Source organism: Streptomyces sp. NPDC002309 (assembly GCF_053593375.1).
This window is the reverse complement of record NZ_JBSFCI010000011.1, coordinates 23,152-46,941: the sequence shown is the minus strand read 5'-3', so window position 1 is coordinate 46,941 and position 23,790 is coordinate 23,152. Positions and strand designations below refer to the sequence as shown.

Below are 23,790 nucleotides of genomic sequence, written 5' to 3'. Positions count from 1 at the left end.
TGTGCAACAAAAAACCCCTCGTGCCGTAAGGCAAGCGAGGGGAGCGCGCCGGTGTGGTCGCCAGGGGTCCCGGATCGTCCTCCGGTTGGTCCCAGCTCAGCCGACGCGCTGTCCAAGTACGAGAATTCGGGTGCGCATGGAACTGACCCTCCCCCCGGCGCGCACCCACTGTCAAGTAGGTGGGACGGGAGTCTCATCATGTGAGCGCAACGGAGTGGCGAGAGGTGTGCCCACTGGTGTGGCCACCGGTGCGCCACCGCCGAAGACGGTGGTCACCCCGGCGCTGTACCCGCCCGTGCCGCCGCCGGCGAAGGCCGGTTCGGCCGGCCCGTGCGGCACCGGACAACGGCCGGAAGTCAGCGCCCGGCGCAGCCGGTACTCGTCGAGGGGGCCGGAGAAGGCCATGCCCTGCCCGTGCGTGCAGCCCATCGTGCGCAGGGCGACGACCTGCTCCGGCAGATCCACTCCGTCCGCCACGGACTGCAGGCCGAGATCGCCCGCGATACGCAGCAGTCCGCTGGTGATCTTGTGCAGCCGCGCGGACTCGACGACGCCCTCGACCAGCCCCCGGTCGAGCTTCAGCACGTCCAGCGGCAGCTTGCGCAGCGCCGTGATGGCCGGGCAGCCACCGCCGAAGCCGTCCATCGCGATCCGGATCCCGAGCCTCCTGAGGGTGCCCAGGCGGCGCTCCAGATCGTCCAGGCAGATCTTGGCATCGATGTCGGACAGTTCGACCACCAGCCCGCCGGACGGCAGCCCGTGCCGGGTCAGCAGCGCCTCGATGGAGCCGAGGGGCATCGACCGGTCCAGCAGCCGGCGGGCGGACATCCGGACGGTGACCGGTACGACGTGGCCGGTCGCGGCGCGTTCGGCGGCCTGCTCCACTGCCTGCTCCAGCACCCAGCGGCCCAGTTCGGCCGTGCGGTCGCTGTCCTCGGCAACCCGCAGGAACTCCGCGGGCGTGAACAGCACCCCTTGGGAGGACCGCCAGCGCGCCTGTGCCGAGACCGACGTGATCCGGCCGTCCTCCAAGCGCACCACCGGCTGGTGCAGCAGCGTGAACTCGCCGTCGTGCAGTGCGGCCCGCAACCGGGTGGCCAGCTCGGCCTTGCGGACGACGTCCTGCTGCATCTGTGGCTTGTACAGCTCGACACGACCCTTGCCGGCCGATTTCGCGCGGTACATCGCCAGGTCGGCGTTGCGCAGCAACTCGCCCGCGCCGAGCCCCGGTTCGGCGAAGGCGACGCCGATGGACGCGGCGACACGGACATCGTTGCCGTCGATGAGGTAGGGCTGGGACAGCGTCACCCTGAGGCGGTCGGCGAGCTCCAGGATGTGCCGTTCACGGGCGGCCCGGTCCCGGGCGCCGTCGCCGACGATCAGGGCCGCGAACTCGTCGCCGCCCAGCCTGGACGCGGTGTCGCCCTTGCGGACCGCCTCCTGGAGTCTGCGCGCGGCCTGGACGAGCAGCTCGTCCCCGGCCTGGTGCCCGATGGTGTCGTTGACGGCCTTGAAGCCGTCCAGGTCGATGAAGAGCACGGCCGTGCCCCGCAGGGCGGCGCCGCGGTCGGTGCTGCGGCGGCCGGACAGGGCCTGCTGGACGCGCCGGGTGAACAGCGCGCGGTTGGGCAGGTCGGTGAGCGGGTCGTGCTCCGCGTTGTGCTGCAGCTGCGCCTGCAGGCGGACCCTCTCGGTGACGTCGCGACTGTTGAAGATCAGTCCGCCGTGGTGCCGGTTGACGGTCGACTCGACGTTCAGCCAGCCTCCCCCGCTCTCCGTCCCGCCCGAACGGGAGGCGCCCCCGTCGCCGGACCGGAAGCGGCACTCGATGCGTGTGGTGGGTTCCTCCTGGGGGCTGGCGGCGAGGAAGCGGCGCACCTCGTGCACCACGCAGCCGAGGTCCTCCGGGTGGATGAGCTCGGCCAGCTCGGTGCCCACCAGGTTCTCCGCCGGGCGTCCGTAGACACCGGCGGCGGCCGGGGAGACGTACCGGAGGATGCCGTTGGGTGCGGCGATCATGATGACGTCGCTGGAGCCCTGCACCAGGGAGCGGAAGTGGTTCTCCTGCTGCGCCAGTTCCTGGGTGAGGTTGATGTTGTCGAGCAGCATGATCCCCTGGCGCACCACCAGCGCGAGCACGACCGTGCCGCCGGTCAGCAGCACGACGCGGTCGACGCTGCGGCCGTTGAGCACGTTGTAGAGGATGCCGAGCGTGCAGACGGCGGCGGCCAGGTACGGCGTGAGGGCGGCGAGCGAGCCGGTGAGCGGCCGGGTCGCCGCATAACGACCGTGCTCGCCCTGCGGCGAGGGCGGGTGCGGTGGGGTGCTCCCCCGCTGTCCGGGCACATGCTCGTGCACCACGCGCGCGGGCGGCTCGTCGCCGGCCTGCACGGGGCGGTTGGTGGCCCAGGGGGCGTAGGCCAGGAGCAGCGAGCCGGCGAACCAGCCCGCGTCCAGCAGCTGACCCGAGTGGTAGTTGTTGTGCAGCAGCGGAGAGGTGAACAGGGCGTCGCACATCACGGTCAGGGCGAGGGCGCCGATCGCCGTGTTCACCGCCGAGCGGTTGGCGCCCGAGCGCCGGAAGTGCAGCGCGAGCACCATGCTGACCAGCGCAATGTCCAGCAGCGGGTACGCCAGCGACAGCGCGGCGTGGGCGACTCCGGAGCCGCCGCCCTTGGCCGCCTGGGCGAGGGCGAGGCTCCACGACAGCGTGATCAGGGAGCCACCGATCAGCCAGGCGTCCAGGGAGAGGCACACCCAGCCCGCCTTGTTCACCGGCCGCTTGGCGAGGACCAGCAGGCCCACGATCGCGGGCGGCGCGAAGCACAGGAAGAACACGTCGGCATAGCTGGGGCTGGGCACGGTCTGTCCCAGGACGACCTCGTACCAGCCCCAGACCCCGTTGCCCAGGGCGGCCATCGCCGAGGAGAGGGCGAACAGCAGCCAGGCCGAGCGGAACCGCACGCGCCGGCTGTGCGCGTAGACGAAGCACGACACCGCGGCAGCGGCGGCAGCGGCACTGAGCCCGAAGTCACCCATCACGAGGGCGAGATGAGGCGAACCCCAGCCGACCGCGGAGCCGACGGCGTAGCCCGCGCAGAGCAGGGCCAGGACGAGTTGCTGGTACACGCTCGACCCGCCGCGGGCGGCCGGCGGCCGGGGCAGCAGAGCGCCCGCCGCGGGGTGCCGCCGCAGCGCCTGGTCGAGGGTGGTCGTGGGCGGCGCGGGCGCGTTCACCGGGGCCTCCCGGTGCGTACCACTCCCCGGTCCCTCGGGTCCCGGGGCGCGCATTGTGCCTGCTTCCTGCGGCTGTTGGGCCTGCGGTGGTGGTTGTGGTGCCCGCCATGGCCGGCGTGCGGGCCGCGCCGTCGCGGGGCCGTGCGCCAGGGGCGCCGTCGGCGGCCCCGCCTCGTCGGATCGCTCGTCCATAGGCCGTGCATCGCCCGTCGCCCCCCTCGCGTCTGAAATGTCCATCCCCGGCGCCGAACGGTGCGCGGCGCAGCCCCTGTCGGGACGATACACCAGTCTCGTCACTCAGGGACATAGCTTCTCTACGCTCCGTGACCACCAGCGAGAACACGGCACGGAACGCGTCCGTACGAACGCGGAGGGTGCCCGCGTCAGGTCACACGTCGCCCACGCCGCCCGTGCTACGCACCCTTCGCGCTCGTCGTAAGGATCACGTTGCGCAACGGCTCGCGGTTCACGAAACGGTGCAACTGGTCCACGAGCAGCCTCTTCGCGCGGGGCAGGAACGCGGACGTGGGGCCGCCGACGTGCGGGCTGATCAGCAGGCCGGGCGCCTGCCACAACGGGTGTCCGGGCGGGAGCGGCTCCGGGTCGGTGACGTCGAGGGCCGCGGTGATCCGGCCGCTCTCGAGCTCGGCGAGCAGCGCCTTGGAGTCCACGACCGGCCCCCGGGCCACGTTCACGAGCAGCGCGCCGTCCTTCATCCGCTCCAGGAACTCGGCGTTCACCAGCCCCCGGCTCGTTTCGGTCAGTGGCGTGGAGAGGATCACGACATCCGCCTTGGTGAGAAGCGCGGGCAGTTCGGTGAGCGGATGCACCGGACCGCGCGCCGTGGTGCGTGCCGAGCGCGCGACGCGCACGACCCGCGCGAGTTCGAAGGGCGTGAGCCGGTCCTCGATGGCCTCCCCGATCGAGCCGTAGCCGACGATGAGCGCGGTCCGGTCGGCGAGCGCCGGCCGGAAACCGCTGCGCCACTCACCCCTGTCCTGCGCCCGGACGAAGTCCGGAATCCCGCGCAGCGAGGCGAGGATCAGAGTGAGGGCGAGCTCCGCGGTGCTCGCCTCGTGCACACCGCGCGCGTTGCACAGCCGCACCCCCGGTGGCAGGTGCGCGAGCCCCGGTTCGACATGATCGATTCCGGCGGAGAGGGTCTGCACCACCTGCACGGAGGTCATCCGGGGCAGGGGCCGTACGCCGACCTCGGATGGCTTCATGTAGGGGACGACGTAGAAGGAGCAGTCGGCGGGGTCCGCGGGGAAGGTCTCGCCCCCGTTCCAGAAGCGGTACGTCGGCCCGTCCGGAAGTCCCTCGACGTCCTCCGGCGGGATGGGCAGCCACACGTCAGCAGTCATGGTCATGAGGCTAAGCGAGGCGCGGTGCCGGACGGAGGTTAGGTTGGGGGGCCAGGAGAGGGAGGGTCACGGGCAGGTGGAGCGCAGGACGATCGGCGCGGCGGCGCTCGCGGTGGGGGCTGTCGGACTGGGATGCATGCCGATGAGCTGGGCGTACAGCACGTCACGCCAGCGGGGCGACGAGTCGCTGCGGGCCGTGCGCACGGCGCTCGACCTGGGCTCGACGCTGCTGGACACGGCCGACATGTACGGACCCTTCACCAACGAGCTGCTGCTGGGGCGGGCGCTGAAGGAACGGCGGTCCGACGCCTTCGTGTCGACGAAGGTGGGGCTGCTGGTGGGCGAGCAGCACATCGTGGCCAACGGCCGTCCCGGGTACGTGAAACGGGCCTGCGACGCCTCGCTGCGGCGGTTGCAGACCGACGTCATCGATCTCTACCAGCTCCACCGGGCGGACCCGGAGGTCCCGGTCGAGGAGACATGGGGCGCGATGGCCGACCTCGTACAGGCCGGGAAGGTGCGGGCGCTCGGGTGGTGCGCGATGGGCGCGCGGGGCGGACGCCGTTCCGGGACGCGGCTGCACGACACGACGATCCGGCAGTTGCAGCGGGCGCAGCAGGTCTTTCCGGTGAGCGCGGTCGAGGCGGAACTGTCGGTGTGGTCGCCGGAGGCGCTGGACGCGCTGCTGCCCTGGTGCGAGGTCCGCGGCATCGGCTTCCTGGCCGCGATGCCGCTCGGCAACGGCTTCCTGACCGGCACGCTGACCCCGGGCGAGGGCTTCGAACCGGACGACCTGCGCGCCCGCCATCCGCGTTTCACGGCGGAGATGATGGCATCCAACCAGCCGATAGTCGCGGGCCTGCGCCGCGTCGCCGCCCGTCACGGCGAGGACGTCACCCCCGCCCAGGTGGCTCTGGCCTGGGTGCTGGCCCAGGGACGGCACGTGGTGCCGGTGCCGGGGGCCAAGCGGGAGCGGTGGGTGACGGAGAACGCCGGGGCGGGGCGAATACGCCTGACGGCCGACGATCTGGCGGAGGTCTCGGGATTGCCGGTGGCCCAGGGGTCCTGGGACTGAGGACCGCTTCACCGAACGCGGTGGGCCGGACACGGGATTCGGGACGCGGCGGGGCTCCGGCCCCGGTTCGGGATCGCGTGATCGGGAACCTGGGAGGCGCGAGCGGTGTATGACAAGGAGAACCCGCCGCGTCGAAGGGACCATGATCGTGCAACGTCGAGCTGTGACGGCCGCTCTGGCCACGGCCACCCTCCTGCTCACGGCCGGCTGCTCCTCCGACGACGGGGCAGGTGGCCCCGCTGACGGGACCGCGACGCCGAGTCGTACCACGGCGCAGTCGTCCCCTCCCGGACAGCCCGCACAGGACGCGCCACCGGCCAAGGGCACGGTCAAGGTCGTGCGTACGGTCGCCGAGGGCCTCGACAGCCCCTGGGGCCTCGCCGCGCTGCCCGACGGCGACCTTCTGGTCTCCTCCCGTGACGAGGGCACGATCACGCGTGTCGACACGGAGACGGGAGAGAAGACCGAACTGGGCGAGGTGCCCGGGGTCTCGCCCGAGGGCGAGGGCGGTCTGCTGGGCATCGCCCTGTCGCCGGACCACGCCTCGGACCACATGCTCTACGCGTACTACACCTCCGCCTCGGACAACCGTGTGGTGCGCATGCTGTTCGACGCCGACAAGCCCCCCGGCCGGCAGCTCGGCGCCCCCGACACGATCTTCCGGGGCATCCCGAAGGGCTTCGTCCACAACGGCGGCCGGATCGCCTTCGGTCCGGACAAGATGCTCTACGCGGGCACCGGCGAGAGCGGCGAGAAGGGCCTGTCCCAGAACAAGAAGTCGCTCGGCGGCAAGATCCTGCGCATGACCCCGGAGGGCGAGCCCGCCCCGGGGAACCCGTTCCCGGACTCGACGGTGTACTCGTACGGCCACCGCAATGTGCAGGGCCTCGCCTGGGACGGCAAGCAGCGCCTGTTCGCCGCGGAGTTCGGCCAGGACACCTGGGACGAGCTGAACGCGATCGAGCTCGGCGCCAACTACGGCTGGCCCGAGGTCGAAGGCGAAACCGACGACTCGCGCTACCGCAACCCGATAGCCCAGTGGAGCACCGACGAGGCGTCCCCCAGCGGCATCGCCTACGCCGAGGGCTCCCTGTGGATGGCGGGCCTCGGCGGCGAGCGGCTGTGGCGCATCCCCCTCGACGGCACGAAGGCGTCCGCCGACCCCCAGTCCTTCCTTGAGGGCGAGCACGGCCGGCTGCGCACGGTCCTCTCGGCGGGCGGCGACAAGCTGTGGCTGGTGACGAGCGAGACCGACGGCCGGGGGTCCCCGGAGGACGGGGACGACCGGATTCTGGAACTGGAGGTGAGCTAGTGGCTAGCACCGCCCCCTCGGCTTCGGTTCCGCGTCCTCGGTGTGCTCCGGGGGCCGGACGACCACCTTCCCGGACGCGAGGTCTATCGGCCCCCGGCCCGGGTCGTTGTCGCCGACGTCCTCCCGGGTCAGTTCCAGTCGGTTCTGCTCGTCCCGGGTGTGCTTGCGGCCGGGTGCGAACAGTTCCTCGAAGAGGTTGAACACGAGGCCTCCCTCGGCCGGGTCGCTTTCAGCGTAAGCCTGAGCCCGCCCTCGGCGTGGTCCGTGAGGTGTGCGTCAGGGACGGGAACAGGCCCAGCCGATGGGCCACCGCCGCGGCCTCGCCGCGGCCGGAGACGCCGAGCTTGGCCAGGATGTTGGAGACGTGGACGCTGGCCGTCTTCGGGGAGATGAACAGTTCCTCGGCGATCTGGCGGTTGGTGCGGCCGTCGGAGACGAGGCGGAGCACATCGCGTTCGCGGGTGGTGAGGCCCAGTGCCTCGGCGGGGTCGGCGACCGGCTTCGGCCCGGGCGCCGGCGCCAGGACGAGATGGGCACGCTGGGCGAGGAGGGTGACGGCGTCCGCCAGGGGGCGGGCGCCCAGGTGGTCGGCGACGGCATGGGCGAGGCGCAGCAGCTCGGTGGCGCGGTCGCCGTGGCCCGCGGCGTCCGTGGCGAGCAGCGCCTCGGCCAGGCGGTGGCGGACGCGGGCGAGGTCGTAGGGGCGTTCCAACTGCTCGAAGGCGGTGACGACCGGGGTCCAGGTGTCGGCGGTGGCGCTGCCCTCGGCACGGTGGAGCTCGGCGCGGACCCACTGCTCGTGGGCGAGCCATATGGGTGCGGTGGTGGTGAGCGTCTTGGCGGCGGTGCGGATGCGGTCGAGCGTCCCGGCGCGGCCCGGCTCGGCGGCGGGCAGGGTGCGGGCGTCGGCCTCGGCGGTGGCGGCGGCCACCAGCAGGGGCCAGCCGTACAGCTGGGTGCCGGGCGGGGAGCCGGCGTCCAGAGCGGCGCCGAGTTCGGCGCGGGCGTCGAGGAGGCGGCCTTCCGACGCGGCGACGCCGACGGCGATGGTGGCCATCGGCAGCCACTGCTGGGGCATGGGGTCGTGCGAGCCGAACGCCGCATGAGCCGCCGCCAGCCGGCGTTTCGCCTCGGCCATGTCACCTCGGTTCAGGGCGAGTTGGGCCAGGCAAATGGCACCCGCGCCCTGGGGCTTGGCGTTGCGTCCGTGCCGGAACACGTTCTGCGCGGCCTGCTCGGCCTCCGGCCAGCGGCCGAGGCTGCTCAGCGACTCGGAGAGGTTGGACCACACCCATGCCTCGCTGTCGAGCAGGCCGTAGCACCGGGCGAAGGCGGCGCCCTCCTCCAGGATCGGCGCGGCCTCCCGGGAGCGGCCGATGGCTTCGAGCGCGGCCGGCAGGTTCACGTAGGCACGTCCGGCGACATAGGGGAAGCCCTCTTCCAGGGCCCGTTCCTTGATCTCGTACATCTCCGCGAGTCCGGCCACGGGGTCGCCCGCGTGGGCGGTGAGGCTGCCGAGGGTGAGGCGGCCGTTGAGCTCTATCTCGCGGGTGCCGACCATGCGCGCGTACTGCACGGCCCGCTCGGCGGCGGCGAGGGCTTCGGGGCCGGGCTGGTGCAGCATCGACCAGTTGGCGACGTTGGTGAGGACCTCGGCGTGCACCTCGGAGGGCGGCAGGCCGCGCAGCAGATCCTGGGCGGTGGCCAGTTCCTGCCGTCCGTCGCCCCGGGCCAGGGCCTGTACGAGCCGGGAGCGCTGGGTCCAGAACCAGGCGGCACGCAGCGGGTCGTCCTCGCCCTCCAGGATGCTCAGCGCCCGCCGGGTGATCTTCAGGGCGCGTTCGCGCTCGCCGCAGAACCGGCCGGCGACGGCGGCCTCCGCCATGAGGTCGAGATAGCGCAGCGGGGTGGTCGCGGGGTCGCAGCCGCAGGGAGGGTAGGACGCCGTGTAGTCGACGGGGCGCAGCCCGGCGCGCACGTCCGCGGGGGCGGCGTCCCAGAGCTCCATCGCGCGTTCCAGCAGTCGCAGTTGTTCCGCGTAGGCGTCGCGGCGGCGGGCGGCGACGGAGGCGGCGAGGACGGCGGGCAGGGCCTTGGCCGCGTCGTTCGCCTGGTACCAGTAGCTGGCCAGGCGGGTCACGCGCTGGTCGGCGGGGACGAGGTTCGGGTCGGCCTCCAGGGCTTCGGCGTAGCGGCGGTTGAGGCGGGAGCGCTCGCCGGGCAGCAGGTCGTCACCGACGGCCTCGCGGACCAGGGAGTGGCGGAAGCGGTAGCCGTCGCCGGAGGGGGCGGCGAGCAGGATGTTGGCGTTCACCGCCGCGCGCAGCGCCTCGATGAGGTCGTCCTCGGCGAGCCCGGCGACGGCCGCCAGCAGCTTGTGCTCGACGGTGGATCCGCCCTCGGCGACGATCCGGGCGACCCGCTGGGCGCTCTCGGGCAGCGCCTCGACTCGGACGAGCAGCAGATCCCGCAGCGAGTCGGTGAGGCCGCCGCAGGAGCCCTCGTGGGCGGCGACGGCGAGTTCCTCGACGAAGAAGGCGTTGCCGTCGGAGCGTTGGAAGATCGCGTCGACCTGGGTGGGTTGGGGTTCGGCGGCGTGGATGCCGGCGATCTGGCGGGCCACCTCCTCGCGGTTGAAGCGGGGCAGCTCCACGCGCCGGACCGTGCGCAGCCGGTCGAGTTCGGCGAGCAGGGGGCGCAGCGGGTGGCGCCGGTGGATGTCGTCGGAGCGGTAGGTGGCGAGGACGACGAGGCGGCCGGTGCGCAGGGTGCGGAAGAGATAGGCGAGCAGATGGCGGGTGGAGGCGTCGGCCCAGTGCAGGTCCTCCAGGGCGACGACGACCGGGCGGCGGGCGGCGACGCGCTCCAGGAGGCGGGCGGTGAGCTCGAAGAGGCGTGCCATGCCCTCCTCTTCGTGACGGCTCGCGCCCGCCTCACCCAACTCGGGCAGCATCCGGGCCAGTTCTTCCTCCTGACCGGCTGCGGCGGCGGTCAGCTCCTCGGGCAGTTCACGGCGCAGGGCGCGCAGCGCGCTGGAGAACGGGGCGAAGGGCAGTCCGTCGGCGCCGATCTCGACACATCCGCCGAGGGCGACGACGGCCCCCTTGCCGACGGCCGCGGCGGCGAACTCCTCGACCAGGCGGGTCTTTCCGACACCGGCCTCACCGCCCAGCAGCACCGCCTGCGGCTCCCCCGCCGCGGCTCGGGCGAGTGCGTCGTTCAGCGTGCCCAATTCCTCGGCGCGGCCGACGAACACCGGACTGACGGACCTGGTCTCCACGCCCCCGAGCATCGCACGGGGGTCCGACAACCCGGCACCGGTTTTCGGCAGGGGGCGCGGCACTCGCCGCCGCCCTTCGCGGACGCCGGTCTCCGCGCGTGCCGCGACCACGGGGCGGCGGGGGCCCGTGGCCCGGTCCTCCGCCGCCCCGTGCCGGTGCGGGCCCCCGTGTCCGGCGGCACTCATGATGCCCGGCCCCCGACTCACGCGGCCCGTGGAGAGCGGTGCCGCCGGGTGCGGCGGGTATGCGACTCGCTCTCCCCGGCACGCGGTTCGGCTTCCTGACGGGCGGCGCGGGCGAGGCGTACGGCCTCGCGGGCCGTACGCTCGTGCTCCGCCCGGCGCAGCAGTTCGGCGGAGCGCGCCTGGGACAGCTCGTACTCGAACATCTCGTCTCCCCTGGAGATCCGGTGGGTGTCATCGCTTGCCGCGATGCCTCCACCTTCGTCTCCCAGAGGGGTCCGCCACATCGGGAGAGTGCCGCATCTTGCGAGGTGGGCGGGGCCTTAGACGCGCGTGAGGGGTCTCAGGGGGCGCGTAAGTGCCTCACGCGCGCCCTAAGACCCCCCAGGAACAGCGGCCGTTCGACCCATGGCGGGCAGTCAGCGGCTCATGGCGAGCAATCACCCGACGGCGGCCATTCGGCCCGTGGCAGCCATTCGGCCCGAGCCGGGCAACCGGCGCGCGGCGCGGGCGGTCAGCTCGTGGCGGGCGGTCAACTCGTGGCGGGCGGTCAACTCGTGCCGCGGAGCCGACTCGTTGCGGGCAGCCAGTCCATACCAGGCAGCCGACTCGGCGCAGGCAGCCAACCCCGTACCGGGCAGCCGGCCCGGCGCGGGCAGACCGGCCCGTACCGGGCGGCCATCTCGGCGCAGGCAGTCAGCTCGTGGCGGGCAGGCCGAGAAGGACGCCGGTGTACTTGAGTACGGCCAGCAGCAGGCCGATCACGGCGAGGGAGACACCGCCCCAGGCGACCGACTTGATCCACGGCGCCTGCGGCCTGCCGGGAACGCCGAACGCGGGCCGGGCCAGGACCACGGCTCCGGCAATCAGCGCGGCCAGCGCGAACACACCGGCCCACAGGGCGTTGGCGGCCCAGGCGTCGCCGTAGCCCTCCTTGACCATGGTGGCGATGTCGGCGGACTGCGAGGTCCGCATCTGTCCGATCAGCGACTCGCGCGCGGAGGCGACGGTGCCGACCCAGCTGCCGGTGAGCGAGACGAGGCCGAGCGCGGCGGAGACGACGGCGCCGGCGCCCTGCGCGACGTCCGTGGGGCCGTCCTGCCCGGCCGGCACCGCGTCGGGATGTTCGTCGCCGTCCTCGGCGGCGGGGGTGGTGCCGTCCTCCGCGGCGGTGGCTCCGTCCGTCCCGGCCTGCTCCTCTTCGGTCTTCGCCACGGTCTCGGCGCCGGTACCCGCGAGGGTCTCGGCGGGGGTCTCGGCGGGGGTCTCGTCCACAGTCTTGGTTCCCATGCCCGGCACCGTACGGACGCTGTCTGAGAGGTTCCTTAACGATCGCCGTGGGCGTCCCGGGCGCGGGTTCCGGCCCACTCCGGTGCCAGTACCGCCCAGATCTCGTAGTCCTGCCGGACGCCCCGCCAGGGATAGCTCTCGCGGAGCACGCCCTCGCGGGTCATGCCGAGCCGTCGCGCCACGTTGAGGCTGGCGGTGTTGCCGGACGCCGCGTGCCATTCCACGCGGTGCATGCCGCGCTCGCCGAACGCCCAGTCGATCAGGACCGTGGACGCGCGCGTGACGAGGCCGCGCCCGGTGGCCGCCGGCTCCAGCCAGCAGCCGATCTCGCAGACGCCGGTGGCGGCGTCGAAGAGCCGGAAGAGGACACCGCCGACGAGCTTGCCGTCCAGCCAGACACCGTGCAGGGAGCCGCTGTCGGTGGCGCGCCTGTCCGCGTACGACTGCAGGAGGCCGCGGGCGGAGTCGAGGTCGGTGACCTTGGAGCCGAACGGGATGTGCTGGGTGATGAAGTCCCGCCCGCGGTCGAGGTGGGCGAGGAACTCCTCGGCGTGCCAGGGCTCCAGGGGGCGCAGCCTGGCTCCGTCGTCACCCAGGGATATCTCGTACATCCGAACGCCGCTCCTTCTCCAGTACGTCCACGACGTCAGTGAGCTTCTCACGTTCGGCCTCGACGTCCGGGAGGTTCTCCTGCGCGGCACGGCACTCGGGCGGCTCGATGCTGATCCTGGGCAGGTACTTGTCGAGCCGGCGGGGCAGCCACCAGTTCGCGCCGCCGAGCAGGTGCATGAGGGCGGGCACCAGCAGGGTGCGGAGCACGAAGGCGTCCAGCGCGACGGCCGCGGCGAGCGCGATGCCGAACATGGCGATCACCCGGTCACCGCTGAGCACGAAGGCGAGGAAGACGGAGATCATGATGACCGCGGCGGAGTTGATCACCCGGCCGGTCTCGGCGAGGCCGATCCGCACGGCCCGCCGGTTGTCACCGGTCTCCAGCCACTCCTCGTACATCCGGCTGACCAGGAAGACCTGGTAGTCCATGGAGAGCCCGAACAGCACCGACACCATGATGACGGGGAGGAAGGGCTCGATCGGGCCCGCGCGGCCGAGGCCGAGCAGATCGCTGCCCCAGCCCCACTGGAAGATCGCGACGACCACACCGAAGGAGGCGGCGACGGCGGCGACGTTCATCGCGGCGGCCTTCAGCGGGATGCCGACGGACCGGAAGGCGAGCAGGAGCAACAGGCAGCCGAGGCCGATGACGACCCCGACGAAGAGCGGCAGCTTGTCGACGATGACGTCCGCGAAGTCGTCGTAGCCGGCGGTGACGCCGCCGACGTGCACGTCGAGCGAGGTGCCGGCCTCGGCGCGCGGCAGCACGTCGGTGCGCAGCCGGTCGACGAGCTCACTGGTGCTCGCCGACTGCGGGGACGACTCGGGGACGACGGTGAGGTAGGCGATGTGGCCGCCGGAGTCGAACATCACCGGGGTCACGGCGGTTACGCCCTCGGTGCCGCGCAGGGCGCTGCCCAGGCCGTCGGCGGCGAGCCGGTCCTCGGCGCCATGGATCCTGGTGACGAGCGTGAGGGGGCCGTTGACTCCGGGTCCGAAACCCTCGGCGAGGAGGTCGTAGGCCTGCCTGGTCGTCGACGACTCGGGGTTGTTGCCCTGGTCGGAGGTGCCGAGGCGGAGGGAGAGGGTGGGCAGGGCGAGCAGGGTGATGACCGTCAGCGCGATGGCACCGAGCTTCTTGGGGTGCCGTTCGACGAAGGCGGACCAGCGGGCGGCGAACCCGCCCGGCAGCTCGGGTTCGGGTCCGCTCTCCTCCAGCCGGCGGCGTTCACGGCGGCTGAGCGCGCGCATCCCGGCGAAGGACAGCAGCGCGGGCAGCAGGGTCACGGAGGCCGCGACGGTGAGCATCACGGTCAGCGAGGCCGCTATGGCCACGCCGTTGAGGAAGCCGAGTCGGAGGATCAGCATCCCCAGCAGCGCGATGCAGACGGTCGCACCGGCGAACACCACCGCCCGGCCCGTGGTGGTGACGGCCGCGGTGGCCGCCTCGCTGACGCTCAGGCCGCGTTTCAGTCCGCGCCGGTGCCGGGTGACGATGAACAGCGCGTAGTCGATGCCCACGCCGAGCCCGATCAGCACGCCGAGCACGGGGGCGAAGTCGGCGACGGTCATGGCGTGCCCGAGCAGCGCGATCCCGGCGTACGCGGTGCCGACGCCGACCAGCGCGGTGGCGATGGGCAGCAGCGAGGCGACGAGCGAGCCGAAGGCGACGAACAGGACGACCGCGGCGACCGCCACTCCGACGATCTCGGCGACATGCCCGCCGGAGGTGTCCACGAGCCCGAGGGCGGTACCGCCGAGCTCCACCTGGAGACCGTCGGCCCTGGCGTCCTCGGCGATGTCCACGAGGGCCCTGGCCTCGGACTCGTCGACGTCCTCGGGCTGGGCGTCGAAGGCGACGGCGGCGTACGCCGTACGGTCGTCCTCGCTGATCTGGGCGGCACCCTGGCCGTCGTAGGGGCTCACCACGGTGGCCACGCCGGGCAGTTGGGATATCGACTGCAGCGCCCGGGTCATCGTCTGCTCGACGTCGGCCGCGCGGACCGACCCGGATCCGGTGTGCCAGACGATCGTGCCGGAGGCCCCGCCCAGGTCGGGGAAGCCCTCCTTCAGCAGCTGCCCTGCCGTGTCCGACTCGGTGCCGGGGACCTGGTAGTCGTTCGAGTAGGCCGTTCCCGCCACGGCGGAGACTGCGGTCACCCCGCCGAAGGCGAGGAGCCACAGGAGAACCGTGGCCAAACGGTTCCGAACACACCACCGTGCTAGGGCTGCCACGAACGTGCTCCCAAGATGCGACTTGTTGGTCTTTGATCGGGAACAGTCGTCCATGTACTGAACAGCCCGCAAAGAACACATGAGCAATGTCTGGCCACTGTTGCAGGGATAAATGATCGTTGGGCGATTTCGTGCGCTTCTTCACAGGGTGCGAGGCGGCTCACAGGGCAGCGGGGGACCCCTCACCCACCCGTCAGTCGAACTGGTCTCCGCACGCCATCACCATCACTCCCCCCACCAGCAGCCACAGGGCCCGGCGGGTCCGCCCCCGCGCCCCGAGGACCGCGGCGCCCGCGCAGACGGCCGCTCCCAGGGCGTAGGCGGCCGGTACGAGTGCCGGCGCGGGACCGATGACCCGCAGCAAGGACGCGGCCGTACCGATGACCGTCAGCAACCCGCCGGTCCCGGCGGCCGTCCAGCGGGCCCGCCGCGCCTCCCCCTCGAAATCGCCGGCGTCCTCGGCGCCCTCGGGATCCTCGCGGTCCTCGCGGTCCTCGACACCGACCGGCTTCCAGGCACTCCCGGCATCCTCGGCACCCTCGAACATCGCGGCACTCCCGGCATCCTCGGCACCGCCGGGATCCTCCGCCCCCTTCGCCTCCTCGGCGCGCTCAACGCTCTCGGCGCCCTCGGCCTCCCCGGCTCCCTCGGCGTCCTGTTCGGGCTCGACAGGGGCCTCGGCCGCCTCCGGGGGCGTCTCGGGATCAGCACGTCCGCTCATGGCGGGCGAGCGTAGCGGGCTCGCACCTGGGCAAATGAGCGGGGGGCGTGGCGAGATCGCCACGCCCCCCGCTCGACGCGATGGCTCAGCCTTCCTCGACGCCCAGCCTCTGAAGGATCAGCTCCTTCACACGGCCCGCGTCGGCCTGACCCCGGGTGGCCTTCATGACCGCGCCGACCAGGGCGCCGGCCGCTGCCACCTTGCCGCCGCGGATCTTGTCCGCGATGGCCGGGTTGCCGGCGATGGCCTCGTCGACCGCCGTACCGAGGGCACCCTCGTCGGAGACGACCTTGAGACCGCGCTTGTCGACCACCTCGTCGGGCGTGCCCTCGCCGGCGAGGACGCCCTCGATGACCTGGCGGGCCAGCTTGTCGTTCAGGTCGCCGGTGGTCACCAGCTCCGTGACGCGGGCGACCTGGGCGGGCGTGATCGCCAGCTCGTCGAGCGCCGTGCCCGACTCGTTGGCGCTGCGGGCCAGCTCACCCATCCACCACTTGCGGGCGGACGCGGCGTCGGCGCCGGCCTCGATCGTGGCGACGATCAGGTCCAGCGCACCGGCATTGAGGATCGCCTGCATCTCGGTGGCGGAGACTTCCCAGTCGTCGCGGAGCCGGTTACGGCGCACCAGCGGCAGCTCGGGAAGCCCGGCGCGCAGCTCCTCGACCCACTCGCGGGACGGGGCGACGGGGACCAGGTCGGGCTCCGGGAAGTACCGGTAGTCCTCGGCCTCCTCCTTCACGCGGCCCGAGGTGGTGGACCCGGTGTCCTCGTGGAAGTGGCGGGTCTCCTGCACGATCGTGCCGCCGGACGACAGCACGGCGGCGTGCCGCATGACCTCGAAGCGGGCCGCGCGCTCGACGGACCGCAGCGAGTTGACGTTCTTGGTCTCGCTGCGGGTGCCGAACTTGTCGGCGCCCTTGGGCATCAGCGACAGGTTGACGTCGCAGCGCATCTGGCCCATCTCCATGCGGGCCTCGGAGACGCCGAGCGCACGGATCAGTTCGCGCAGCTCACGGACGTACGCCCGGGCGATCTCGGGAGCACGCTCGCCCGCGCCGACGATCGGCTTGGTGACGATCTCGATCAGCGGGATGCCGGCGCGGTTGTAGTCGAGCAGGGAGTGGGACGCGCCGTGGATACGGCCGGTGGCGCCGCCGACGTGCGTCGACTTGCCGGTGTCCTCCTCCATGTGCGCGCGCTCGATCTCCACGCGGAAGGTCTCGCCGTCCTCCAGCTGCACGTCGAGGTAGCCGTCGAAGGCGATCGGCTCGTCGTACTGGGAGGTCTGGAAGTTCTTCGGCATGTCCGGATAGAAGTAGTTCTTCCGGGCGAAGCGGCACCACTCGGCGATCTCGCAGTGCAGCGCGAGGCCGATCTTGACGGCGGACTCGACGCCGGTCGCGTTGACGACCGGGAGCGCGCCGGGCATGCCGAGGCAGACGGGGCAGGTCTGGGTGTTCGGGTCGGCGCCGAGCGCGGTCGAGCAGCCGCAGAACATCTTGGTCCTGGTGCCGAGTTCGACATGGACCTCGAGGCCCATGACGGGGTCGTACGACGCCAGCGCGTCCTCGTACGACACCAGGTCGGTCGTGGTGGTCACGGTGAAAACTTCCCTCTCAGCCCAGCAGGACGTCGTCGTCGCCCAGCCGCTTCAGCTCGCGGTAGAGCATGGCGAGGCCGGTCACGACACCGGCGGCGGTCACGACGGCGTCGACGAGCCGCAGTGTGTCGCTCTCGGCACGGGCCTTCTTGATCTGCTTGGCCACGCCGATCGCGCCGAACGCGGTGGCGGCCATGGACAGGTACGTACCGGACTTGGACTTCTTGAAGCCCTTGGCCTTGGTCAGTGCAGTCACAGCGACGGAGCCTCCTCCAGAAGCGGGTGCCCCCACTTTTCCACGAGGGCGGCCTCGACGGCGGCACCCACCTTGTAGAGGCGGTCGTCCTGCATCGCCGGGGCGATGATCTGCAGCCCGACCGGCAGGTCGTCCTCCGGCGCGAGTCCGCAGGGCAGCGACATGGCCGCGTTGCCCGCCAGGTTGGTCGGGATGGTGCACAGGTCGGCGAGGTACATCGCCATCGGGTCGTCCGCGCGCTCGCCGATCGCGAAGGCGGTGGTCGGCGTCGTCGGGGAGACGATCACGTCGACCTGTTCGAACGACTTCTCGAAGTCCCGCGTGATGAGGGTGCGGACCTTCTGCGCGCTGCCGTAGTACGCGTCGTAGTACCCGCTGGACAGCGCGTAGGTGCCGAGCATGACGCGCCGCTTGACCTCGGCGCCGAACCCGGCCTCGCGGGTCAGGGAGGTGACCTCCTCCGCGGAGTGCGAGCCGTCGTCGCCGACGCGCAGGCCGTAGCGCAGGCCGTCGAAGCGGGCCAGGTTGCTGGAGCACTCCGACGGGGCGATCAGGTAGTACGCCGACAGGGCCAGGTCGAAGGACGGGCAGTCCAGCTCGACGATCTCCGCGCCCAGCTCCCTCAGCAGCTCGACGGTCTCGTCGAAGCGCTGGATGACACCGGCCTGGTAGCCCTCGCCGCGGAACTGCTTGACGACGCCGACGCGCATGCCCGCGACGCTGCCGTTGCGGGCGGCCTCGACGACCGGTGGGACCGGGGCGTCGATCGAGGTGGAGTCCATCGGGTCGTGCCCGGCGATCACCTCGTGCAGCAGCGCCGCGTCCAGGACCGTACGGGCGCAGGGCCCGCCCTGGTCGAGGGAGGACGAGAACGCCACCATGCCGTAGCGGGAGACGGCCCCGTACGTGGGCTTCACACCGACCGTGCCGGTGACGGCGGCCGGCTGGCGGATAGAGCCGCCGGTGTCGGTGCCGATGGCGAGCGGGGCCTGGTAGGAGGCGAGGGCCGCGGAGCTGCCGCCGCCCGAACCGCCGGGGACGCGGGTCAGGTCCCAGGGGTTGCCGGTGGGGCCGTAGGCACTGTTCTCGGTCGAGGACCCCATGGCGAACTCGTCCATGTTGGTCTTGCCGAGGATGACGACGTCGGCGTCCTTGAGACGCCTGGTGAGGGTGGCGTCGTACGGCGGGATCCACCCCTCCAGGATCTTGGAGCCGACGGTGGTGGGGATGCCCTCGGTGGTGAAGATGTCCTTCAGCGCCAGCGGTACGCCCGCCAGCGGGCCGAGCTTCTCGCCGCGCTCGCGCTTGGCGTCGACGGCACGCGCCTGGGCGAGGGCGCCCTCGCGGTCGACGTGCAGGAAGGCGTGGACCTTCTCGTCGACGGCCTCGATACGGGCCAGGTGGGCCTCGGTGACCTCGACGGCCGTCAGCTCGCCGGAGGCGATCCTCGCGGCGGTCTCGGCGGCGGTGAGCTTGATGATTGCGTCCGTCATGCGGATTACTCCTCCCCCAGGATCTGCGGCACCTTGAAACGCTGCTGCTCCTGGGCCGGGGCGCCGGACAGCGCCTGCTCGGGGGTGAGCGAGGGGCGGACCTCGTCCGGGCGCATGACGTTCGTCAGCGGGAGCGGGTGCGAGGTCGGCGGTACGTCTTGGTCGGCGACCTCGCTGACGCGGGCGACCGCGCCGATGATGTCGTCCAGCTGGCCGGCGAAGTGGTCGAGCTCTTCGGGCTTCAGCTCCAGACGCGCCAGCCGGGCGAGGTGGGCGACCTCCTCGCGCGTGATGCCAGGCATGCAGCGATCCTCTGGGGTGAGTGTGAGTGGTTTGGGCCCAATCCTATGGGGCGGCGGCGCGTACCTGTTAAACGGTTTCCCCCGGGCCCGGGGGGCGGGCCTCGCGGGCCGCCCGCCGCTACTCCTCCGAGGCCACCGCCGGCAGGGCGGCCGCGGGGCGCTGCCACCCTCGTGAGCCCCGCGCCCGCAGCCACGCCGTGGTCTCCTCCGGCGGCATCGCCGCCGCGACCAGCCACCCCTGGACGGCGTCGCAGCGCAGGTCGCGCAGGCGTTCCCAGGTCTCGTCGTCCTCGACGCCCTCGGCGACGACGAGCAGGCCGAGCGAGTGCGCGAGGTCCACCGTGCAGCGGACGATCTCCGCGTCCTGGGTGTCGATCGCCAGCCGCGCCACGAACGACCGGTCGATCTTCAGTTCGCTGAACGGCAGCCGGCGCAGATGGACCAGCGAGGAGTACCCGGTGCCGAAGTCGTCCAGGGACATCTTCACGCCGTGCCCGGTGAGCCCGGCGAGCGTGTCGGCGGCCCGCTGCGGGTCCTCCAGGAGCACATGCTCCGTGATCTCCAGCTGGAGCGCTCCCGCGGGGACCCCGTGCCTGGCGAGACGGGCCGCGACGGAGCCCGCGAAGCCGGGAGTGTGCACGTCGCGGGGGGACACGTTCACGGCGACCGGCACGAGGAGGCCCTGCGACCGCCACCGCGCCACCTGCGCCAGCGCCGTCTCCAGCACGTACTCCGTCAGATGCGGCATCAGCCCCGACGACTCGGCGATCGCTATGAACTCGTCCGGCGGCACCTTCCCGCGCTCCGGGTGCGCCCAGCGCACCAGCGCCTCCAGGCCGGCCACCTGCCCGTCGAAACGCACCTTGGGCTGGTAGTGCACCTCGACCTCGTGGGCGTCCAGCGCCCGGCGCAGATCGGCGAGGAGGCCGAGGCGGTCCGGGGTGTTGGAGTCCCGCTTGGACTCGTACACCTCCACTCCCGTGCGGTCCCGCTTCGCCTGGTACATCGCCACGTCCGCGCGCCGCAGCAGGCCCTCGGCGTCGAGCGCGTGGTCCGGGAAGACGGCGACGCCCGCGCTGGCCTCCAGCACGAGCGTGAGTCCGTCGAGGTCGAGGGGGGAGCTGAGCTCGGTGACCAGACCGCGGGCGATCCGGGTCGCGGTCGTCGTGGAGTCGGCGACCGGCAGTAAGACGGCGAACTCGTCACCTCCGAGCCGCGCGGCCTCCGCCCCGCGCGGCAGGGCCAGCCGCAGCCGGTCGGCGGTCTGCAACAGCAGCCGGTCACCGGCGAGATGACCGAGGGTGTCGTTGACCGAGCGGAACCGGTCGAGGTCTATCAGCATGAGGGCGGCACGGGCGCCGATGCGCTCCGCGTCGTCCAGCGCGGTCCAGATGCGCTCCAGGAGCCACTGGCGGTTGGGCAGCCCGGTGAGCGGATCGCGCAGCTGCTCCTCCGCACGGGCCCGGGCTATCCACAGGGTGGAGTCGAGGGCGATGAGGGGTATGGCGAACAGCGGCAGCAGGATCGGCTTGGCGACGGCGACCACGCAGATGAGGGGCGCGATGCCGAGCACCGCGACGGCGACCAGGCCGTGCCGGACGAGGGCGGTACGGGCGATGGTGGGCAGACCGCGCGTGCGGGGCGCCTGCAGGTACCACAGCAGGGTGCGGGAGACCGCGAGGTAGGCGGTGGCGACCAGGACCACCTCGGTGGCGGTGTACAGGGTCCAGGTGGCCGGGTCCCAGGGGGACTCGACCGACGGTACGCGGCCGAAGGCCGCCAGCAGGAGGGCGCCGGCGCCGATGCCGAGGATGTCCACCGCGCCGTGCAGCGCGCCCTGCCGCCAGCGGTGGCACCGGGCCACGCCGACGAGCATGACGACGGTGAGGCTGACCATTCCGGCGGGCACCCAGCCGTACAACAGCAGGACGGCGAGGGTGAGTGCGGCGCCGGAGCCGGTGCCGCCCCACCAGCGGGCGCGGCCGAGCGCGACGAGGTGGCCGACGATGATGCCCGTCAGCACGGCCAGCGCCCAGCCGGCCGTGCCGGACGGGAACAGCGCGTGGTTGCCCGTGAACGCCCGCAGGAACCCGGCGCCGAGGGCGAACCCGGCCGCCGCGACGACCGCGGCGGGCAGCGCGGGCCAGGACAGGTGCCGTTCGGCGTCCGTGTCCGGCAGTCCGACGGTCAGGGAGGCGGCGCCGTGCCCGTCCAGCGCGACGCGCCGCGGGGCGCCCAGGTCCCGTGCCGCGGCGGGACTCGCGCGCCAGGCCGAGCAGAGTCCCGCGCGCCAGGCCGAGCAGAGTCCCCCGCGCCAGGCGCCGGCCATCCGCCGCAACCGTGAGTAGGGGTCGGCGCTCTCGGTCGGTTCCATTCCCGTCCCTCTCACAGCCGGCGGTGCCCACGCCACGCGGCCCGATGCCCGACAACCCTCGACGGCACCGCGTGGGGAAGACCGTTCCCCGTGCCCACCGGGAGCAGGGGAATGCCCCGACCGCGGCTGGGCACGGCAGGTGCACACCTCAACAGTAGGCCGCAGAAGGCTTCCACGGGCAGCGGTCGTCGACGGTTGCCCGAATGCACCCCGCCCGCCCGTATGCATCTGGTATGCGCCGATCAGGTGTTCCTCAACCGCTACTCGCCGGTCGGAAGTGCCACCTCCGACGCCGCCTCAGGACCCTGCTCCAGCAGGACGTTGAACCCGTCCTCGTTCAGGACGGGCACCTTGAGCTGCATCGCCTTGTCGTGCTTCGATCCGGGGTTGTCGCCCACGACGACGAACGACGTCTTCTTCGAGACCGACCCGGTCACCTTGGCACCCCGGGTCTGGAGCGCCTCCTTCGCCCCGTCGCGTGTGAAGTGTTCGAGCGTTCCGGTGACGACGACCGTGAGGCCTTCGAGGGGGCGAGGGCCCTCGTCCTCGCCGGTGGCCTCCTCCTCCAATCGGACTCCGGCGGCCTTCCACTTGCGGATGATCTCGCGGTGCCAGTCCTCGGCGAACCACTCCTTGAGCGAGGCGGCGATGATCGGGCCGACCCCGTCGGTGGTGGCCAGTTCCTCCTCGGTGGCCTGCTCGATGCGGTCGACGGAACGGAACTCACGGGCCAGCGCCTCGGCCGCGACCGGGCCGACATGACGGATCGACAGGCCGGTCAGCACACGGGCGAGGGGACGCTCCTTGGCCGCCGCGATGTTCTCCAGCATCGCGAGCGCGTTCTTCTTCGGCTCGCCCTGCTGGTTGGCGAAGACCGTGACGACCTTCTCCTCACCGGTCTTGGGGTCGCGCTTGGGCAGGCCACTGTCCTGGTCCAGGACGTACGCCGTGATGGGCAGCAGCTGCTCGACCGTGAGGTCGAACAGATCGCCCTCGTCCTTCAGCGGCGGCTCCGCCGGCTCCAGGGGCTTGGTGAGGGCGGCCGCGGCGACGTAGCCGAACTGCTCGATGTCCAGCGCCTTGCGGCCCGCCAGATAGAACAGCCGCTCACGCAACTGTGCGGGGCAGGCACGGGAGTTCGGGCAGCGCAGGTCGATGTCGCCCTCCTTCATCGGCTTGAGCGTCGTACCGCACTCGGGGCACTCGGAGGGCATGACGAACTCGCGCTCGCTGCCGTCGCGCAGGTCGACGACCGGGCCGAGGATCTCGGGGATGACGTCACCGGCCTTGCGCAGCACCACGGTGTCCCCGATGAGGACGCCCTTGGCCCTGACGACGTCCTGGTTGTGCAGGGTGGCGAACTCGACCTCCGAGCCGGCCACCGTCACCGGCTCGACCTGCGCGTAGGGCGTGACGCGGCCGGTGCGGCCGACACCGACGCGGATGTTGACGAGCTTGGTGTTGACCTCTTCCGGCGCGTACTTGTAAGCGATCGCCCAGCGCGGGGCGCGCGAGGTCGAGCCGAGCCTGCCCTGGAGGCGGATCTCGTCCAGCTTGACGACCACACCGTCGATCTCGTGCTTCACGGAGTGGCGGTTCTCGCCGTAGTACGCGATGAACTCCCGTACGCCGCCGAGGTCGTCGACCACCCTGTTGTACGAGGACGTGGGCAGGCCCCAGGTCTTGAGCAGCTCGTACGCCTCGGAGAGCCGGGTGAGACCCTCGAAGCCCTCCAGGGCGCCGATGCCGTGCACCACCATGTGCAGGGGCAGGGTGGCCGTGACCTTCGGATCCTTCTGACGCAGCGAACCCGAGGCGGAGTTGCGGGGGTTGGAGTACGGCTTCTCCCCGGCCGCGATCCGGCGGGCGTTGAGGTCCTGGAAGGCTTCCATCGGGAAGTAGACCTCGCCGCGGATCTCGACGAGCCGAGGGACCCGGTCGCCGTTCAGCCGGTGCGGGATCTCCGCGATCGTCATCACGTTGGCTGTGATGTCCTCGCCGGTCCGCCCGGTGCCCCGGGTGGCCGCGCGGGTGAGCCTGCCGTCCTCGTACGTCAGGTTCACGGCGAGGCCGTCGACCTTGAGCTCGCACAGCAGGTGGTACTCGGACGTGCCGACGTCCTTGGCCACACGGTCGGCCCAGGCGGCGAGCCCGGCGTCGTCGAAGACGTTGTCGAGGGAGAGCATGCGCTCGCGGTGCTCGACCTCGGCGAGGTCGGTCTCGTACTCGACGGCCACCTTCTGGGTCGGCGAGTCCGGGGTACGCAGCTCCGGGTGCTCCTCCTCCAACTGCTCCAGGGTGCGCAGCAGCTGGTCGAACTCCGCGTCGCTGACGACGGGAGCGTCCTTCACGTAGTACCGGAAGCGGTGCTCCTCGACCTGCTCGGCGAGCCGCGCGTGCCGCTCCCGTGCCTCGGCGGGTACCGCTGTGGACTCCGCTTGCTTGTCGCCGGCCAC

Annotated in this window: 17 protein-coding genes; 2 read left to right on the top strand and 15 right to left on the bottom strand. The window is 72.1% G+C overall.

What is annotated here, in order from left to right; all coding sequences use genetic code 11:
• Nucleotides 1-171: 171 nt before the first annotated feature.
• Entirely contained in the window at nt 172-3,291 is a 3,120-nt protein-coding gene (locus tag ACWCPM_RS11960) for a putative bifunctional diguanylate cyclase/phosphodiesterase (RefSeq protein ID WP_450976015.1), read from the bottom strand.
• A 359-nt stretch (nt 3,292-3,650) separates the two neighbouring features.
• Nucleotides 3,651-4,601: a 2-hydroxyacid dehydrogenase gene (locus ACWCPM_RS11955; RefSeq protein ID WP_450976014.1), complete on the bottom strand. Its 951-nt coding sequence runs from the start codon at nt 4,599-4,601 to the stop codon at nt 3,651-3,653.
• 76 nt (nt 4,602-4,677) lie between these two features.
• Between ACWCPM_RS11955 and ACWCPM_RS11950 the strand changes: the two genes are divergently transcribed.
• Nucleotides 4,678-5,676, top strand: a complete 999-nt coding sequence (locus ACWCPM_RS11950; protein ID WP_450976013.1) for an aldo/keto reductase — start codon at nt 4,678-4,680, stop codon at nt 5,674-5,676.
• Between the two features lie 109 nt (nt 5,677-5,785).
• Nucleotides 5,786-6,988 carry a PQQ-dependent sugar dehydrogenase gene (locus ACWCPM_RS11945; protein WP_450976012.1) on the top strand — a complete coding sequence of 401 codons (1,203 nt, stop codon included), beginning with the start codon at nt 5,786-5,788 and terminating at the stop codon, nt 6,986-6,988.
• A gap of 3 nt (nt 6,989-6,991) precedes the next feature.
• Here the strand turns inward: ACWCPM_RS11945 and ACWCPM_RS11940 are convergent, their stop codons facing one another.
• The 13 genes from ACWCPM_RS11940 to ligA form a co-directional block, all read right to left on the bottom strand.
• Nucleotides 6,992-7,192, bottom strand: a complete 201-nt coding sequence (locus ACWCPM_RS11940) for a DUF6191 domain-containing protein (RefSeq protein WP_450976011.1) — start codon at nt 7,190-7,192, stop codon at nt 6,992-6,994.
• Nucleotides 7,193-7,217: 25 nt separating this feature from the next.
• A complete protein-coding gene (locus ACWCPM_RS11935; protein WP_450976115.1) occupies nt 7,218-10,280 on the bottom strand; it encodes a helix-turn-helix transcriptional regulator in 3,063 nt (1,020 codons plus the stop codon).
• Between the two features lie 191 nt (nt 10,281-10,471).
• Nucleotides 10,472-10,657, bottom strand: a complete 186-nt coding sequence (locus tag ACWCPM_RS11930) for a hypothetical protein (RefSeq protein ID WP_450976010.1) — start codon at nt 10,655-10,657, stop codon at nt 10,472-10,474.
• Nucleotides 10,658-11,147: 490 nt separating this feature from the next.
• Nucleotides 11,148-11,741, bottom strand: a complete 594-nt coding sequence (locus ACWCPM_RS11925) for a hypothetical protein (RefSeq protein WP_450976009.1) — start codon at nt 11,739-11,741, stop codon at nt 11,148-11,150.
• Nucleotides 11,742-11,776: 35 nt separating this feature from the next.
• Nucleotides 11,777-12,352, bottom strand: coding sequence for a GNAT family N-acetyltransferase (locus tag ACWCPM_RS11920; RefSeq protein WP_450976008.1), 576 nt, complete (start codon nt 12,350-12,352; stop codon nt 11,777-11,779).
• The gene (locus tag ACWCPM_RS11915) at nt 12,330-14,588 is read right to left on the bottom strand and encodes an MMPL family transporter (RefSeq protein ID WP_450976007.1); all 2,259 of its coding nucleotides are present in this window, start codon (nt 14,586-14,588) and stop codon (nt 12,330-12,332) included. The genes ACWCPM_RS11920 and ACWCPM_RS11915 overlap by 23 nt, the downstream gene beginning before the upstream one ends.
• A 193-nt stretch (nt 14,589-14,781) precedes the next feature.
• Nucleotides 14,782-15,309, bottom strand: a complete 528-nt coding sequence (locus ACWCPM_RS11910) for a hypothetical protein (protein ID WP_450976006.1) — start codon at nt 15,307-15,309, stop codon at nt 14,782-14,784.
• 85 nt (nt 15,310-15,394) lie between these two features.
• Nucleotides 15,395-16,909, bottom strand: a complete 1,515-nt coding sequence (gatB, locus tag ACWCPM_RS11905; RefSeq protein ID WP_450976005.1) for an Asp-tRNA(Asn)/Glu-tRNA(Gln) amidotransferase subunit GatB — start codon at nt 16,907-16,909, stop codon at nt 15,395-15,397.
• Nucleotides 16,910-16,925: 16 nt separating this feature from the next.
• Nucleotides 16,926-17,165, bottom strand: a complete 240-nt coding sequence (locus ACWCPM_RS11900) for a hypothetical protein (RefSeq protein WP_450976004.1) — start codon at nt 17,163-17,165, stop codon at nt 16,926-16,928.
• Entirely contained in the window at nt 17,162-18,658 is a 1,497-nt protein-coding gene (gene gatA / locus ACWCPM_RS11895) for an Asp-tRNA(Asn)/Glu-tRNA(Gln) amidotransferase subunit GatA (RefSeq protein ID WP_450976003.1), read from the bottom strand. The genes ACWCPM_RS11900 and gatA overlap by 4 nt, the downstream gene beginning before the upstream one ends.
• Nucleotides 18,659-18,663: 5 nt before the next feature.
• Nucleotides 18,664-18,960 (bottom strand): Asp-tRNA(Asn)/Glu-tRNA(Gln) amidotransferase subunit GatC, encoded by a 297-nt coding sequence (gatC, locus tag ACWCPM_RS11890; protein WP_004925108.1) that lies wholly within the window; start codon nt 18,958-18,960, stop codon nt 18,664-18,666.
• A gap of 118 nt (nt 18,961-19,078) precedes the next feature.
• On the bottom strand, nt 19,079-21,334 hold the full coding sequence (locus ACWCPM_RS11885) for a putative bifunctional diguanylate cyclase/phosphodiesterase (protein WP_450976002.1): 2,256 nt from the start codon (nt 21,332-21,334) through the stop codon (nt 19,079-19,081).
• 260 nt (nt 21,335-21,594) lie between these two features.
• Nucleotides 21,595-23,790, bottom strand: coding sequence for an NAD-dependent DNA ligase LigA (gene ligA, locus ACWCPM_RS11880; protein WP_450976001.1), 2,196 nt, complete (start codon nt 23,788-23,790; stop codon nt 21,595-21,597).

Excerpts from the sequence above, each read along its gene's own strand:
- ACWCPM_RS11955 (WP_450976014.1), bottom strand. The coding sequence starts at position 4,601 with ATGACTGCTGACGTGTGGCTGCCCATCCCGCCGGAGGACGTCGAGGGA.
- ACWCPM_RS11910 (WP_450976006.1), bottom strand. The coding sequence starts at position 15,309 with ATGAGCGGACGTGCTGATCCCGAGACGCCCCCGGAGGCGGCCGAGGCC.
- gatC (WP_004925108.1), bottom strand. The coding sequence starts at position 18,960 with ATGCCTGGCATCACGCGCGAGGAGGTCGCCCACCTCGCCCGGCTGGCG.
- ACWCPM_RS11885 (WP_450976002.1), bottom strand. The coding sequence starts at position 21,334 with ATGGAACCGACCGAGAGCGCCGACCCCTACTCACGGTTGCGGCGGATG.
- ACWCPM_RS11945 (WP_450976012.1), top strand. The coding sequence starts at position 5,786 with ATGACAAGGAGAACCCGCCGCGTCGAAGGGACCATGATCGTGCAACGT.
- ACWCPM_RS11925 (WP_450976009.1), bottom strand. The coding sequence starts at position 11,741 with ATGGGAACCAAGACTGTGGACGAGACCCCCGCCGAGACCCCCGCCGAG.
- ACWCPM_RS11935 (WP_450976115.1), bottom strand. The coding sequence starts at position 10,280 with ATGCTCGGGGGCGTGGAGACCAGGTCCGTCAGTCCGGTGTTCGTCGGC.
- ACWCPM_RS11960 (WP_450976015.1), bottom strand. The coding sequence starts at position 3,291 with ATGCGCGCCCCGGGACCCGAGGGACCGGGGAGTGGTACGCACCGGGAG.
- ACWCPM_RS11930 (WP_450976010.1), bottom strand. The coding sequence starts at position 10,657 with ATGTTCGAGTACGAGCTGTCCCAGGCGCGCTCCGCCGAACTGCTGCGC.
- gatA (WP_450976003.1), bottom strand. The coding sequence starts at position 18,658 with ATGACGGACGCAATCATCAAGCTCACCGCCGCCGAGACCGCCGCGAGG.
- ACWCPM_RS11920 (WP_450976008.1), bottom strand. The coding sequence starts at position 12,352 with ATGTACGAGATATCCCTGGGTGACGACGGAGCCAGGCTGCGCCCCCTG.